Below are 13,677 nucleotides of genomic sequence, written 5' to 3'. Positions count from 1 at the left end.
TGGTGCAACGGTTCAACTTGCCCCCGATAGCGGTAGATCAGGCAACGCGATAACCGGGCCGAACAATCTTCATGCTCAACGCACAGGTCAGTACGAACGGCACGACAATCGCGATGACCATCCCGATCACAAACATCGAGATGGATTGCGGCACGATCGAAATAAACCCAGGCAAGCCCCCCACCCCAATGGCCGAGGCCTGCACCTTGTTCAGCGACAGGAAAATGCTGCCCAGCGCCGAGCCCACCAGGGCCGCATAAAACGGAAACTTGAAGCGCAGGTTCACCCCGAACATCGCCGGTTCAGTGATGCCGAAGTAAGCGGAAATCGCTGAGGTCGAGGCCATGCTTTTATCCCGCGCATTGCGGGTGGTGTAGAACACCGCGAGCGCGGCGCTGCCCTGGGCCAGGTTGGACATGACGATCATCGGCCAGATAAACGTGCCGCCCTGGGTGGAGATCAGTTGCAGGTCGACGGCGAGGAACATGTGGTGCATGCCGGTGATCACCAGCGGTGCGTACAGCAGGCCGAAAATCGCGCCGCCAACCATCGGCGCCAGGTCAAACAGGGTGACCACGCCTTCGGTGATCAGGATGCCGAGGTGACGGGTCACCGGGCCGATGATCGCCAACGCCAGCACGCCGGTGACGACGATGGTAGTGATCGGCACGACCAGCAATTGAATGGCGTTGGGCACGCGAGCGCGCAGCCATTTCTCGATGACGCTCATCACATACGCCGCCATCAGGATCGGCAGGATCTGCCCCTGGTAGCCGACTTTCTCGATCTTGAACCAGCCGAAAATATCGAAGTACGGCAGGCTCTGGCCGTCGAGCCCGGCGACCGCCTTGCCGTAGTTCCAGGCGTTGAGCAGATCGGGATGCACCAGCATCAGGCCGAGCACAATGCCGAGAATTTCACTGCCGCCAAAACGCTTGGCCGCCGACCAGCCCACCAACGCCGGCAGGAACACAAACGAGGTGTTGGCCATCAGGTTGATCAGGCTCCACAGACCATCCAGGTTCGGATACGCCTCCAGCAGCGTCTGGCCCTCGATGAACATGCCCTTGGCGCCCATCAGGTTGTTGATGCCCATCAGCAGGCCAGCAATGATCAGCGCGGGCAGGATAGGCATGAACACATCGGAGAACACCCGCACCAGGCGCTGCATGGCATTGGTCTTGTCGGCGCCCTTCTTCTTCACATCGGCGATGGTGGCGGCGGCGAGGCCGGTCTGTTCGCGCAGGGCGGCGTAGACCTTTTCCACTTCGCCGGGGCCGATCACCACCTGGAACAAACCGCCGGTGAAGAATGAGCCCTTGACCAGATCGACCTGGTTCAACGCGCTGTTGTTGACCAGGCTCGGATCCTTGAGCGCCAGGCGCAGGCGGGTCACGCAGTGGGCAGCTTGCTCAAGGTTGTCGCTGCCCCCGAGGTGCTCGAGGATCTCGCGGGCAATGTTCGAATAGTCGTGGCTCATGCTTGGTTTCCACTTTGATTTTTTTTATTGGGGGCAGTCATTGGCAGCACGCCGAAGCCAAAAGTACTCGTACAGACGAGTTAAAGCAACAACTCGTCTGTACGAGTTTGGATTTGTTTATTCCGTACAGGACATCCCGTCGCTGCAAGCCGCACAAATCCAAGGGTCTAATGGACAAAGCCCCTCTCTGCCTCTAAGGTTCCTGCCTTGAACGCCAACGCGGCACAGAGCCCTATCCATGAGCAAATACAACCAGATCTATACCGATCTGCTTGCCAGCATCACCACCGAACGCCTGCAACGCGGCACGCGCCTGCCCTCCGAAACCGAATTGATGGACAGCTACCAGGCCAGCCGAGGCACCGTGCGTCGGGCCATCGAGCAGTTGCAGGAACGTGGGTTTGCGCAAAAGATCCACGGCAAGGGCACCTTCGTGCTCTCGCCCAACCCGATTGAGTTCCAACTCGGCGGCATCGTCAGCTTCCACGAAACCCACGCCGACCTGGGCGATGACGTACGCACCGAAGTGGTCGAATTCACTCAACTCCCACTGGAAGGCCCGCTGTTGCAACACATCGAGGCCGAACCCGGCAGCCTCATCACACGCATCAAACGGGTACGGCGCATCGGCGGCAAACGGGTGATCCTCGACATCAACCACTTCGTCGCCGACCTGATCCCCGGCCTGGACCAGGCGATTGCCGAACAGTCGATCTACGCCTTCATCGAACAGACGCTGCAACTGCAGATCAGCTACGCCCAGCGCACCATCGAGGCACTGCCGCGAAGCAAGGACGACCAGACCCATCTGGACCTCGATGGCCAAAGCCATGTGATCGTGGTGAGCAACCAGACGTTTCTGCAGGATGGGCGGCAGTTCGAGTACACCGAGTCGCGGCATACGTTGGATAAGTTTTACTTCTCCGATATCGCCAGGCGCTAACTATCTACCCACCGCCCCTCTAAACGGCTTGGCATGCTCGGCTCTTCCCCCTTAAGGAGAGCAGCATGCCGCTGACCGACACGTCCCCCGCAGCCCAGCAAAAACTTCGCGCCCTGGCCCCGGTGGTGCTGGATGCCTGCCCGAATATGCAGACGATGGCCATTGAGGCCGCCCGTGAAATTCTCGCCAGGCACGGCCTGGAGGGCCTGGATCCCGATCAGGTGTACTGGCACCGCTTCAACGGTGGTGTCGGTGACCCGGCAACCTTTACGGGCTGGAGCCACAATGAAAAACCCCAGGAGTCGATGACGCTGACGCAGTTGGTCATTCACCGCTTCGAGGTGCACGACCAGGACAATGCCGACCTGCTCGACGGTGATGGTGGTTTTTATCGCGAGGGTGCCGAGGCGCGGTTGTTCGATCAGCATAACCAAGTGCAGTTGTCCGCCAGCGCGGTGCTCAAAGACTTCTGGGCGATCAATTTCAGCGACCGCTACACCACACACATGGAGACATTCTGGAGCGTTCACTTCGACGACTTCCGCACCCTGGCCAAGGTCAACTGCCTGGCCCAGGCCCTGCAAGCGCGACAGGCCGGGCATCTCACCGAGTCGCAGTTGCACACAGTGCTTCAGGCCCTAGCCAGCAATCTGTCCTGGCCCCCAACCCTGTCCAACCTGCAAGCCGAGGTCACTTCAGCCAGCGGGCTGCGCGTGGCGGCGCTGGATATCGGCGGACATATCGCCACGGATACCCTGCGCATCGTCGACGGCGATGGACGGCAAATCCTTTATGTACCGGGCGAGTCTCAGGCCTTCCACTGCTTCGAGACCCCGGCCGACCTGCATTTCTGGCTGCTGAACCAGACCAGCCACCCGGATAACCGCGCCCGCTTCATGGCTCACTTCCCGCTGTCGGCGCAGATCCAGCAGGACGATACCGACGCCGTAACCTGGAAGCAGATGCTGCTCACCCCCGTGCTGATCTATCGCACCGCCCAGGCCCTGGCGGGTACCCTGCCGCCGGACTGGGTGGACAAGGGCCTGGGCCACCAACTCGACCAGCTGTTTATCGACTGGGGCACCTGGGATCACCACCTGATCAATCAAACCGACCAAACCATCGAACACGACGCCTTTACGTGGCTGGCACAATCGAGCCAGACACGCATGCACAACGATGCAGACTTCTCCCTGCGCAGCAATGGCGACCTGCGCAAGAAACTCTGGATCGGCTACCTGAACGCCTTTGGCAAAACCTTCGGCCCGATGGCGGTGGCGGGCTGGCCGGTGGCCTTGGTGGTGGTAGGCGCCAGCGTGGCCAATCTGGGCCTGAATATCGACCAGGCGATCAACGGCAAAACCCTGGCCGAACGCCGTGCCGGGGAGCTGGATGCGATTCTGAGTGCCATCGACACACTGTTTAACCTCGCACTGTTGAAAGCCGACGGGGTCGTGCACGATATCGCCGAAGCGGCCGACACCGTCGCGGTGGAGCCCATTGGGTCAATGCCGGCCACAGAGCCCACCAGCGCAGCGCCGATGCCTGCGCCGGCGGTACCCGCCGCCTACCAGACCAACCTGATACTGGAAGGAGAACACCTGGATACCGCCCCCGGAAAGTTCCAGCAGGTCTATAGCCTGCGGACTTCCGACGGCATGCCACAGCAAGCCATCCTGATGAATGATCAAGCCTATTACGTGCGCTACGAAGCCAACCCCAACGGCCGTGGTTATTGGACGATTGTCGACCCGAACAACCCCCATGGCTTTTCCGGCGCGCTGCCGGTGCGCCTGAACGAGTTCAACGAATGGGAGCGTGTGACCGACAGCAACGGCTTGAAAGGCGGCGGGGGAAACTCCAGCAAAAGCGCCCGCAGGCCGGCACCCTCGCAAGTCCCACCACCGCCGCAAGCGATGGCCACGCCATCTCACGCACTGCGCAGGGTGACCACCCCCTTCGATACCCCGCCATCAACCCGCCCGGAAGTGAAACGCTGGGCAATGGGCCTCACTGAAACCCATGTTCACAGCCGCTTCGGCCGCATTGACCGCTTCACCTACTACTTCGGCGAAACGCACCGCAAACTGCTGCAATCGGCGCAAGACTTCTACAAGGAACTGTCCTGGACCCGCCTGCCTCCTCGTCCGGACATTCCCGCGTTTGAACCGACAACGGCCTTCGAAGACGTCCTCGAACGCCTGCCCGAAGACCTACCGGGCTACGTCATCGGCGAAACCCTGGACCGCATCACCAGCACCCGCCTGGTGATCCACAACATGCCGCTCTTTGCGCGCAAGGGCGTGAAAACCCTGTATATGCGTCGCCTGCTCAACGACTTCGCACAGGATGATCTGAACCACTATTTCCAGACCGGCGAAATGTCCGACGACCTGGAAAGCTACCTTGGCAAGCTGGGCACCGATCCATCCGGGCAACTCAACGAACTGGAACTGGTCAAGACCGCCAGGGCCAACGGCATACGCGTGCAGGCTATCGACTGCGCAGCCCATTACAAATACCCCAACCCCATCGCCGATCTTACCGAGCAAGTGACGAGCAATTACCTCGCGCACACCCTTATCCAAGCCGATAGAACCTTGAACAGCGGCGGTAAATGGCTGGTCCTGACCAACGCGAGAAACATCAACACCTTCAATGGCTTCGCGGGTGTCAGTGAACTGGAAGGTGGCATCGGGCTGCGTATCGAAGAGGTGCTTCCCGGGCAAGGTAACGACGTGCGCCTTGACCCCGGCATCGACATTGATCGCGACAATGCCCCCTCCCCTGAAAGCGTCGGGGATAGCTTCGACACCTTGCATGCCGACCTGCGAGTACAAGTGGAAGCGCCGCCGGTGCTCAGGACGCTGGAGCAACAGCAGCGACTGCTGTTTCGCAAAGGCATGTACTTGATCGACGAGAACCAGGGCAACTACACCTTGCGGCATCACAGCAGAGACAGGGGCATCGTTGCGACCCCCATCCATCGGCTGGCCGACGGCAGCTTTTACATCGATCGACCGGCCTGGGCAGGCGTGCATGACATAGGGTTCCCCACGCTGGAAAAGCTGTCCAGCGCCCTTACCAATATGGGCATGAGTCTGCAAAGCCGGCTTCCAGCTTGATAGGCAATAAAAACCTGGCCGAGGCCAGGTTTTTTTCTCACTCAACGCAGGCCATTCAGGCTCGCTTTGCTTATTCCCACTCAATCGTCGCCGGCGGCTTGCTCGACACGTCATAAGTAACGCGCGAAATACCTTCGATTTCATTGATGATACGGCCGCTGACGGTTTCCAGCAGTTCGTACGGCAGGTGCGCCCAACGGGCGGTCATGAAGTCGATGGTTTCCACGGCACGCAGGGCCACGACCCAGGCGTAACGACGGCCATCGCCGACCACGCCAACCGATTTCACCGGCTGGAACACCACGAAGGCCTGGCTGACCTTGTGGTACCAGTCGGCCTTGCGCAGTTCTTCGATGAAGATGTGGTCGGCACGACGCAGCAGGTCGGCGTATTCCTTCTTCACTTCACCGAGGATGCGCACGCCCAGGCCCGGGCCTGGGAATGGGTGGCGGTAGACCATGTCGTACGGCAGGCCGAGTTCCAGGCCCAGGCGGCGGACTTCGTCCTTGAACAGTTCGCGCAGTGGTTCTACCAGCTTGAGGTTCATTTCCTCAGGCAGACCACCCACGTTGTGGTGGGACTTGATCACGTGGGCCTTGCCGCTCTTGGCGCCGGCCGACTCGATCACGTCGGGGTAGATGGTGCCTTGGGCGAGGTACTTGATGTTGTCCAGTTTGTTGGACTGGGCATCGAATACGTCGATGAAAGTGCGACCGATGATCTTGCGCTTCTTCTCCGGGTCGGACTCGCCGGCCAGGTTGTTCAGGAACTGCTCTTCGGCGTTGGCGCGGATCACCTTGACGCCCATGTTCTCGGCGAACATGGCCATCACTTGCTCGCCTTCGTGCAGGCGCAGCAGGCCGTTGTCGACGAAAACGCAGGTCAGTTGGTCGCCGATGGCCTTGTGCAGCAGTGCCGCGACCACGGAGGAGTCAACGCCGCCGGACAGGCCGAGCAGCACGTTGTCGGTGCCGACCTGGGCGCGCACGTTGGCGATGGCGTCTTCAGCGATTTTCGATGGGGTCCACAGGGCTTCACACTCGCAGATGTCGAGGATGAAGCGCGACAGGATGCGCCCGCCTTGCTTGGTGTGGGTCACTTCCGGGTGGAACTGCACGCCGTAGTAGCCGCGCTCATCGTTGAACATGCCGGCGATCGGGCAGCTTGGGGTGCTGGCCAGGATGTGGAAGTCTTCCGGCATCCTGGTGACCTTGTCACCGTGGCTCATCCATACATCGAGACCGAACAGGCCGTCGGCGTCGATGTGGTCTTCGATGCCGTCCAGCAGGCGGCTTTTGCCGACCACGTCGACACGGGCATAACCGAATTCACGCAGCTCGGAACCTTCAACCTTGCCGCCCAGTTGCTCGGCCATGGTCTGCATGCCGTAGCAGATACCGAAGACCGGCACGCCCAGGTCAAACACGGCTTGCGGGCAACGCGGGCTGTTGGCTTCGTGCACGGACTCGGGGCCACCGGCGAGGATGACGCCTTTCGGTGCGAATTCGCGGATCGCTTCGTCATCCATGTCGAACGGGTGCAGTTCGCAGTACACGCCGATTTCACGCACGCGGCGGGCGATCAGCTGGGTGTACTGGGAACCGAAGTCGAGGATCAGGATGCGGTGGGCGTGAATGTCGAGGGCCATGAAGTCAGTCTCGTCTAATGAATCAGAAACAACTCGGGGCTGAAAGAACAGCCCCGGTTACTTAACGTTTTGCTGGAAGCCTCAACCTACGCGGTAGTTTGGCGCTTCCTTGGTGATCTGCACGTCGTGGACATGGGATTCAGCCATGCCGGCGCCGGTGATCCGTACGAACTCTGGCTTGGTGCGCATTTCTTCGATGTCGGCGCTGCCGGTGTAGCCCATCGAGGAACGCAGGCCGCCCATCAGTTGATGGATGATGGCGCTCAGGGTGCCCTTGTACGGCACACGGCCTTCGATGCCTTCCGGTACGAGCTTCTCGGCGCCTGCCGAGGAGTCCTGGAAGTAACGGTCGGAAGAGCCTTGTGCCTGGGACATGGCGCCCAGCGAACCCATGCCGCGGTAAGCCTTGTAGGAACGGCCCTGGAACAGTTCGATCTCGCCCGGCGCTTCTTCAGTACCGGCGAACATCGAGCCCATCATCACGCAGGAAGCACCGGCAACGATGGCCTTGGACAGGTCACCGGAGAAACGGATGCCGCCGTCGGCGATCAACGGCACGCCGGTGCCTTCAAGGGCGGCGGCGACGTTGGCGATGGCGCTGATTTGCGGCACGCCCACACCAGCGACGATACGCGTGGTGCAGATCGAGCCGGGGCCGATACCGACCTTGACCGCATCAGCGCCGGCTTCGGCCAGGGCCTTGGCGGCAGCGCCGGTAGCAATGTTGCCGCCGATCACCTGCACGTCAGGGAAGTTCTGCTTGACCCAGCGAACGCGGTCGATCACGCCTTTGGAGTGACCGTGGGCGGTGTCGACCACCACCACGTCAACACCGGCCGCAACCAGGGCCGCTACACGGTCACCGGTGTCTTTACCGGTACCGACCGCAGCGCCGACGCGCAGACGACCTTGATCGTCCTTGCTGGCCAGCGGGTAAGCTTTGGCTTTTTCGATGTCGTTGACGGTCATCATGCCCTTGAGGGCGAATTTGTCGTCGACGATCAGCACGCGCTCGATGCGGTGCTTGTGCAGCAGTTCGCGCACATCGTTCTTGTCGGCGCCTTCCATGACAGTCACGAGGCGCTCTTTAGGCGTCATCACTTCGCGGACAGTGACTTCAAGACGGTTCTCGAAACGCACGTCACGGGAAGTGACAATGCCGACCAGGTCGCCATCGTGCAGTACCGGAACGCCGGAGATGTTGTGCAGGCGGGTCAGGTCGAACAGATCACGCACGGTAGCGTCGGCTTCGATGGTGATCGGATCTTTCACCACACCGGCTTCGTAACGCTTGACCTTGCGCACTTCGGCAGCTTGCTGCTCGATGGTCATGTTCTTGTGGATGATGCCGATGCCGCCTTCCTGAGCCATGGCGATTGCCAAACGGGCTTCAGTGACGGTGTCCATGGCAGCGGAAACCAGGGGAATATTCAGCTCGATGCCACGGGTTAGGCGGGTCTTGAGACTGACTTCGTTAGGAAGCACCTCGGAATAACCGGGCACTAGGAGAATGTCGTCGAATGTCAGAGCTTCTTGGCTGATACGCAGCATCGCGGGGGCTCCCGAGCGGGAAAATGGAAGCGCGCCATTATACTCAGACACCCCCCAGGTCTCAATGTAAAACTCTGACATATTTGGGAATAGTGATAGAAGGACTACAGCTCGACTTTGACCCAACTGATCTTCTGGTCCAGCCAATCGGCGAATTCGTCGATAAAGCTCTGCTTGAACCCCGCCTCCGCCCAGTTGTTGAAGATGAACCCCAGGTTGGAAAACCCGCACGCCTGCAGAAACAGGAAACCGTTGATGTCATCTTCATGCCCACACAGCGGGCAGGTGAAGTTGTCGGTGTGGCCGGGCATCCAGTCTTCCAGGCTTTCGAACAGCGCCTCGCCGACTTCCTTGAGGCATTCCGGGCACCCGGCTTCTTCGAGAAAACCCTTGGCCGGGGTGTAGATGCAGCGCTTGTAGATGATCTCCAAGCCGTTGACCGGCTCGTTGAACGGCAGCGCTTCGGGGTGCAGCACCACGGCGCGGGCGCCGTCGGCCAGGGCGTAGGCCATGCGGTTGCCGGTACGGCCACAGGTGGTCAGTTCTTCCTTGATGATGTTCTTGCGCACCAGCCAGCGCACGATGGCCCGGGCGCGGGGCTCGTGGACGGGCAAGGTGGAGATTTTCGGGACAAGGATGCTTTGGGAATTCATGGGAGTCCTGCGGTGTGGCTTCTGGCGTCATCGCGGGCAAGCCCGGCTCCCACATTGGAATGCACTCAACTGTGGGAGCCGGGCTCGCCCGCGATGACGCCCGGGAGGACGGCAGCTTAATCCCTGAAGAAATCAGGTCAAGTGCTCAAGTACCGCCCAATCAATGCAACGCCACTGGCCAATACCAGCCAGGTCACCAACCGGACGAAGGCCTCACGGGACATGCGCATCGTCAGCCTGCGCCCACACCACAGCCCCAGGGCCATCGCGGGCAGCAGGCACAGTGCCAACATCAGCAGCGGCCAATCAGCATACACCCCGGCGATCAGGAAGAGGCTCAGGCGCACCACCGTGCTGCAACTGATCAACGCGCTTTGGGTGGCGCGTGCCGCGTCCTTGGGCAAACGGCTGTTCAGATAGATTGCATATAAAAAGCCACCACTGCCGAACAACGCCCCAAACAGCCCGCCCACGGTGCCCATCGGGATCGACCACCCCGCCGCCAATTGCGTGGGCCGGGTTTTCACCGCCAGGCTGTAAATCGCATAGGCGCTGATAAACAGCCCCATCAACAGCAGCAACAGATCCGAATGCAAATTGAGCAGAAACACCACACCCAGGGTGCAGCCAATCGCCATGCACGGCAGCAATCGCAGCAGCTCCGGCTTGTTCACGTCCCGTCGCGTTTGCAGCAGGCCGCCGAAGGCCGCGACAAAATCCAGCAGCACCAGCAACGGGATGATCTTCGACAGTGGCATAAACACAAGCAGGACCGGCCCCGCCACCAGCGCCGTGCCGAATCCCGCGATGCCAAACACGATATAGGCCACGACGATGCCCAGGCCGATCACCAGCCAATCGAAACCACTAAACGACCACTGATTCATCAGCTCAACCGGGCTCATGGGGTATTCCTTGTAGGAGATAGCCATCACTTTAGCCAGCGGCGAGGGTTGCGACTAATATCTTCAAAGTCCTCCACCCATCTCGAAAAGGCATGACGCGTGATTTCCACCCGCCAACTGCGTTACTTCGTCGAAATCGCCGACAGCGGCAGCTTCAGTGCTGCCGCCGAACGTTTGTTTGTCGCGCAATCGGCCCTGAGCCGGCAGATCAAGGAACTGGAAACCCAACTGCAAACCCCGCTGTTTGAACGCACCGCGCGCCAGCCCCGGCTGACCGCTGCCGGCGAAGCCTTTTATCCACGGGCGCGCAACCTGCTGGGTGAGCTGCACAAGGCCAGTGAAATGGCGACGCAGGTCGGCAATGGCCAACTCGGCACCCTGCGCCTGAGCCATTCGAGCACTGTGCCGATGAGCGGCGTGTTGCTGCAAGGCATCAGCACCTGGCTGGACCGCTGCCCCGGCGTGTCGATGGATATCGTCAAACTGTCGTCCGAAGCGCAACTGGAAGACATCGCCGACGGTCGCTTGGACGTCGGGGTGCTGCGTTTGCCCGTGTTGCGCCAGCGCGAAGGTGTGCGGGTCATGCCTTTATACAGCGAGCAATTGCTGCTGGCCGTGCCTGCGAACCATAAGCTGTCGCGCAGCCAGGCCCCCATCGAACTGGAGCAATTGAAGGATGAAGCGTTTATCTCTATCCCCCATCCCCAGCGTGGCGGCTTGAGTTATCTGTCAGCCGAGTTGTGCATGCGTGCGGGATTTTTCCCCAAGGCTGCGCGGGTGATGTCACGCAAGACCACCCAGTTGCAACTGATCCAAGCCGGTTTCGGTATTGCCCTGTTACCAAAATCCATGAAAGACATCGCACCGGCCAACGTGCACTTCTTGCCCCTGGCCGACCCGGACTGCCTGAGCACCGTGGCCCTGACCAGCCAGCAGTCACCGAGCGCGCTGGTGGAGCAATTCTGTCAAACGTTGCACGAATGCCTATAAACTGCCGCCCATGATTAAAGATCCTTTTGCCCGCTTGGGCCTGGACCGCGAAGTCCTGACTGTCAGCCAGCTCAACGGCCGCGCGCGGGTGTTGCTGGAAGACGTGTTCACCAATATCTGGGTCGAAGGCGAGATCTCCAACCTCGCCCGCCCGGCCTCCGGCCATGTGTACTTCACCCTCAAGGACAGCGGCGCCCAGGTGCGTTGCGCGCTGTTTCGCAATCACGCCGCGCGGGTCCGCCAGGCGTTGAAGGATGGCCTGGCGGTCAAGGTACGCGGCAAGGTCTCGCTGTTCGAGGGCCGTGGCGACTACCAGTTGATCCTCGATACCGTCGAGCCCGCCGGCGATGGTGCGCTGCGCCTGGCCTTCGATGCCCTGAAGGAAAAACTCAGCGCCGAAGGCCTGTTCAGTGCCGAACGCAAGGTGCCGCTGCCGGCACACCCTAGGCGCATTGGCATTATCAGCTCGCCTACCGGTGCGGTGATACGCGACATCATCAGTGTGTTCCGCCGTCGCGCGCCGAACGTCGAACTGACCTTGATCCCGACGGCCGTGCAAGGCCGCGAAGCGATCCCGCAGATTGTGCGGGCGTTGAAGCTGGCGGACGCCCGAGGCTTTGACGCGCTGATCCTGGCCCGTGGCGGCGGTTCGCTGGAAGACCTGTGGTGCTTCAACGAAGAGGCCGTGGCTCGCGCGGTTGACGCTTGTATCACGCCTATCGTCAGCGCCGTCGGCCATGAGACCGATGTGTCCATCAGCGACTTTGTTGCCGACGTGCGCGCGCCCACACCGTCCGCTGCCGCTGAACTGCTGGCACCGGACGCCAGCCATCTGGTGCGCCAGGTGGAAAACCTGCATCGCCGCCTGGTGATGCTGATGCGCAATCGCCTGACCCACGACCGCCTGCGCCTGGAAGGCATGGCCCGGCGCCTGCGGCACCCCGGCGAACGCCTGCGCCAGCAGGCCCAGCGCCTGGATGATCTGGATATGCGCCTGCGCCGCGCCTTCGAGCGCAGCCTCAATACCCGTCGCGAACGCCTGATCCGCCTGGAAACCCGCCTCGCCGGCCAGCATCCGGGCCGCCAGTTGGCCCTGCTGCGCCAGCGCCTGGACAGCCTCGCCGAACGCCTGCCGCGTGCCATGCGCGAAGGCCTCAAGGCGCGTCGCCTGCAACTGCAAAGCCAGGTGCAGACGCTGCACGTGGTCAGCCCGCTGGCGACGCTGGGTCGTGGCTACAGCATCTTGCTCGACGAGCGCGGCCAGGCCATCCGCAACGCCGCGCAAACCCAAACCGGCCAACGTCTCACCGCGCGCCTCGGTGAAGGTCAATTGCAAGTGCGGGTGGAAGATAACCACCTGACACCCGTCACCCTTTCGTTATTGGATTGATTGATGCCTCGTCTCCTTAGTGTGTTGTTGCTGCTATGCCTCACCGTTAACGCCCATGCCGACAGCTATATCAGCCGTACCCTGAACAAGCCGGTGCCGGGCGGCGTTGCGGTGGTTGAGCTGGGCCCTTCGGCTGCCGCGCCGAAAGCCACGTACCAAGGCAAACCGGTGTTGGTGGTGAAGGAGCAGGACAACTGGCTGGCGATTGTCGGCATCCCGCTGACGGTCAAGCCGGGCAACGAGCGCATCAGCAGCGGCGGGCGCAACCTGCCGTTTATCGTTGGTTATAAGAAGTACCCCGAACAACGCATCACCTTGAAGAACAAAAGCCAGGTCAACCCCGACCCGGCGCAACTCAAGCGCATCGAGGGCGAGTTGGCCGTACAGCTAAAGGCCTATCGCAGTTTCAGCCCGAACCTGCCGAGCAACCTGGTGCTGGACAAACCGGTAAACGGGCCGCTGTCGAGCAAGTTTGGCGTGCGCCGCTTCTTCAACGGTGAAGAGCGCAATCCCCATTCGGGCCTGGACTTCGCGGTGCCGGCCGGTACGCCGATCAAGACGCCGGCAAACGGTAAGGTAATTCTGGTCGGCAACTATTTCTTCAACGGCAACACCGTGTTCGTCGACCACGGCCAGGGTTTTATCAGCATGTTCTGCCACATGTCGAAGATCGACGTGAAGGTCGGTCAGCAACTGGTGCGCGGCGCAGTAGTGGGCAAAGTCGGTTCGACCGGCCGCGCGACCGGGCCCCATATGCATTGGAATGTCAGCCTGAACGATGCGCGAGTCGACCCGGCTATTTTCATCGGAGCGTTCCAACCGTGATGAAGCGATTGCGCGCCCGATAACGGTCGCGCAATTTAATCTAGCCCCAGCGTCATTCCCAACCATAAAATCCTGTTTCATACGCAGATAAAAGAACTTCTCTCAATTTTTAGCGACTGCTTGCCATCTTTCACCCCGACGGTTAGGGTTGAGCTTATGAAAACCTC

General features: G+C 60.9%; 10 protein-coding genes. 5 read left to right on the top strand and 5 right to left on the bottom strand.

Annotated elements, in window-relative coordinates; all coding sequences use genetic code 11:
- Positions 1 to 37: 37 nt before the first annotated feature.
- A complete protein-coding gene (gene treP, locus M2397_RS10285; RefSeq protein WP_131697971.1) occupies positions 38 to 1,480 on the bottom strand; it encodes a PTS system trehalose-specific EIIBC component in 1,443 nt (480 codons plus the stop codon).
- Between the two features lie 238 nt (positions 1,481 to 1,718).
- On the opposite strand from treP, the gene treR reads away from it, so the two are divergent.
- Positions 1,719 to 2,423: a trehalose operon repressor gene (treR, locus tag M2397_RS10280; protein ID WP_131697972.1), complete on the top strand. Its 705-nt coding sequence runs from the start codon at positions 1,719 to 1,721 to the stop codon at positions 2,421 to 2,423.
- A 65-nt stretch (positions 2,424 to 2,488) separates the two neighbouring features.
- Positions 2,489 to 5,548 carry a membrane-targeted effector domain-containing toxin gene (locus tag M2397_RS10275; protein WP_259242865.1) on the top strand — a complete coding sequence of 1,020 codons (3,060 nt, stop codon included), beginning with the start codon at positions 2,489 to 2,491 and terminating at the stop codon, positions 5,546 to 5,548.
- A 70-nt stretch (positions 5,549 to 5,618) separates the two neighbouring features.
- On the opposite strand, the gene guaA is transcribed toward M2397_RS10275, so the two are convergent.
- From guaA to M2397_RS10255, 4 genes are all read right to left on the bottom strand, one after another.
- Positions 5,619 to 7,196: a glutamine-hydrolyzing GMP synthase gene (gene guaA / locus M2397_RS10270; RefSeq protein WP_131697980.1), complete on the bottom strand. Its 1,578-nt coding sequence runs from the start codon at positions 7,194 to 7,196 to the stop codon at positions 5,619 to 5,621.
- 81 nt (positions 7,197 to 7,277) lie between these two features.
- Positions 7,278 to 8,747, bottom strand: a complete 1,470-nt coding sequence (gene guaB / locus M2397_RS10265; RefSeq protein WP_131697981.1) for an IMP dehydrogenase — start codon at positions 8,745 to 8,747, stop codon at positions 7,278 to 7,280.
- A 104-nt stretch (positions 8,748 to 8,851) separates the two neighbouring features.
- Positions 8,852 to 9,400 (bottom strand): sugar ABC transporter ATPase, encoded by a 549-nt coding sequence (locus M2397_RS10260; RefSeq protein ID WP_065924854.1) that lies wholly within the window; start codon positions 9,398 to 9,400, stop codon positions 8,852 to 8,854.
- 137 nt (positions 9,401 to 9,537) lie between these two features.
- Positions 9,538 to 10,305, bottom strand: a complete 768-nt coding sequence (locus M2397_RS10255) for a sulfite exporter TauE/SafE family protein (RefSeq protein ID WP_145338421.1) — start codon at positions 10,303 to 10,305, stop codon at positions 9,538 to 9,540.
- A gap of 99 nt (positions 10,306 to 10,404) precedes the next feature.
- Here M2397_RS10255 and M2397_RS10250 point away from each other — a divergent pair, with 99 nt between their 5' ends.
- From M2397_RS10250 to M2397_RS10240, 3 genes are read left to right on the top strand one after another with little or no spacing between them, the layout of a single operon-like run.
- Positions 10,405 to 11,295 (top strand): LysR family transcriptional regulator, encoded by an 891-nt coding sequence (locus M2397_RS10250; protein ID WP_259242861.1) that lies wholly within the window; start codon positions 10,405 to 10,407, stop codon positions 11,293 to 11,295.
- Between the two features lie 10 nt (positions 11,296 to 11,305).
- Entirely contained in the window at positions 11,306 to 12,685 is a 1,380-nt protein-coding gene (xseA, locus tag M2397_RS10245; protein WP_259242860.1) for an exodeoxyribonuclease VII large subunit, read from the top strand.
- A gap of 3 nt (positions 12,686 to 12,688) precedes the next feature.
- Positions 12,689 to 13,510 (top strand): M23 family metallopeptidase, encoded by an 822-nt coding sequence (locus M2397_RS10240; protein ID WP_131697985.1) that lies wholly within the window; start codon positions 12,689 to 12,691, stop codon positions 13,508 to 13,510.
- The last annotated feature ends 167 nt before the right edge of the window (positions 13,511 to 13,677 follow it).

Origin of the sequence: Pseudomonas sp. BIGb0381 (assembly GCF_024809815.1) — a bacterium.
Lineage (GTDB): Bacteria > Pseudomonadota > Gammaproteobacteria > Pseudomonadales > Pseudomonadaceae > Aquipseudomonas.
The sequence above is the reverse complement of the archived record's forward strand: the minus strand, read 5'-3'. Positions and strand labels throughout refer to the sequence as shown.

Coding starts and splice junctions, on each gene's coding strand:
- M2397_RS10240 (WP_131697985.1), top strand. CDS start 12,689: ATGCCTCGTCTCCTTAGTGTGTTGTTGCTGCTATGCCTCACCGTTAAC.
- guaB (WP_131697981.1), bottom strand. CDS start 8,747: ATGCTGCGTATCAGCCAAGAAGCTCTGACATTCGACGACATTCTCCTA.
- M2397_RS10255 (WP_145338421.1), bottom strand. CDS start 10,305: ATGAGCCCGGTTGAGCTGATGAATCAGTGGTCGTTTAGTGGTTTCGAT.
- M2397_RS10260 (WP_065924854.1), bottom strand. CDS start 9,400: ATGAATTCCCAAAGCATCCTTGTCCCGAAAATCTCCACCTTGCCCGTC.
- M2397_RS10275 (WP_259242865.1), top strand. CDS start 2,489: ATGCCGCTGACCGACACGTCCCCCGCAGCCCAGCAAAAACTTCGCGCC.
- guaA (WP_131697980.1), bottom strand. CDS start 7,196: ATGGCCCTCGACATTCACGCCCACCGCATCCTGATCCTCGACTTCGGT.
- treR (WP_131697972.1), top strand. CDS start 1,719: ATGAGCAAATACAACCAGATCTATACCGATCTGCTTGCCAGCATCACC.
- xseA (WP_259242860.1), top strand. CDS start 11,306: ATGATTAAAGATCCTTTTGCCCGCTTGGGCCTGGACCGCGAAGTCCTG.
- treP (WP_131697971.1), bottom strand. CDS start 1,480: ATGAGCCACGACTATTCGAACATTGCCCGCGAGATCCTCGAGCACCTC.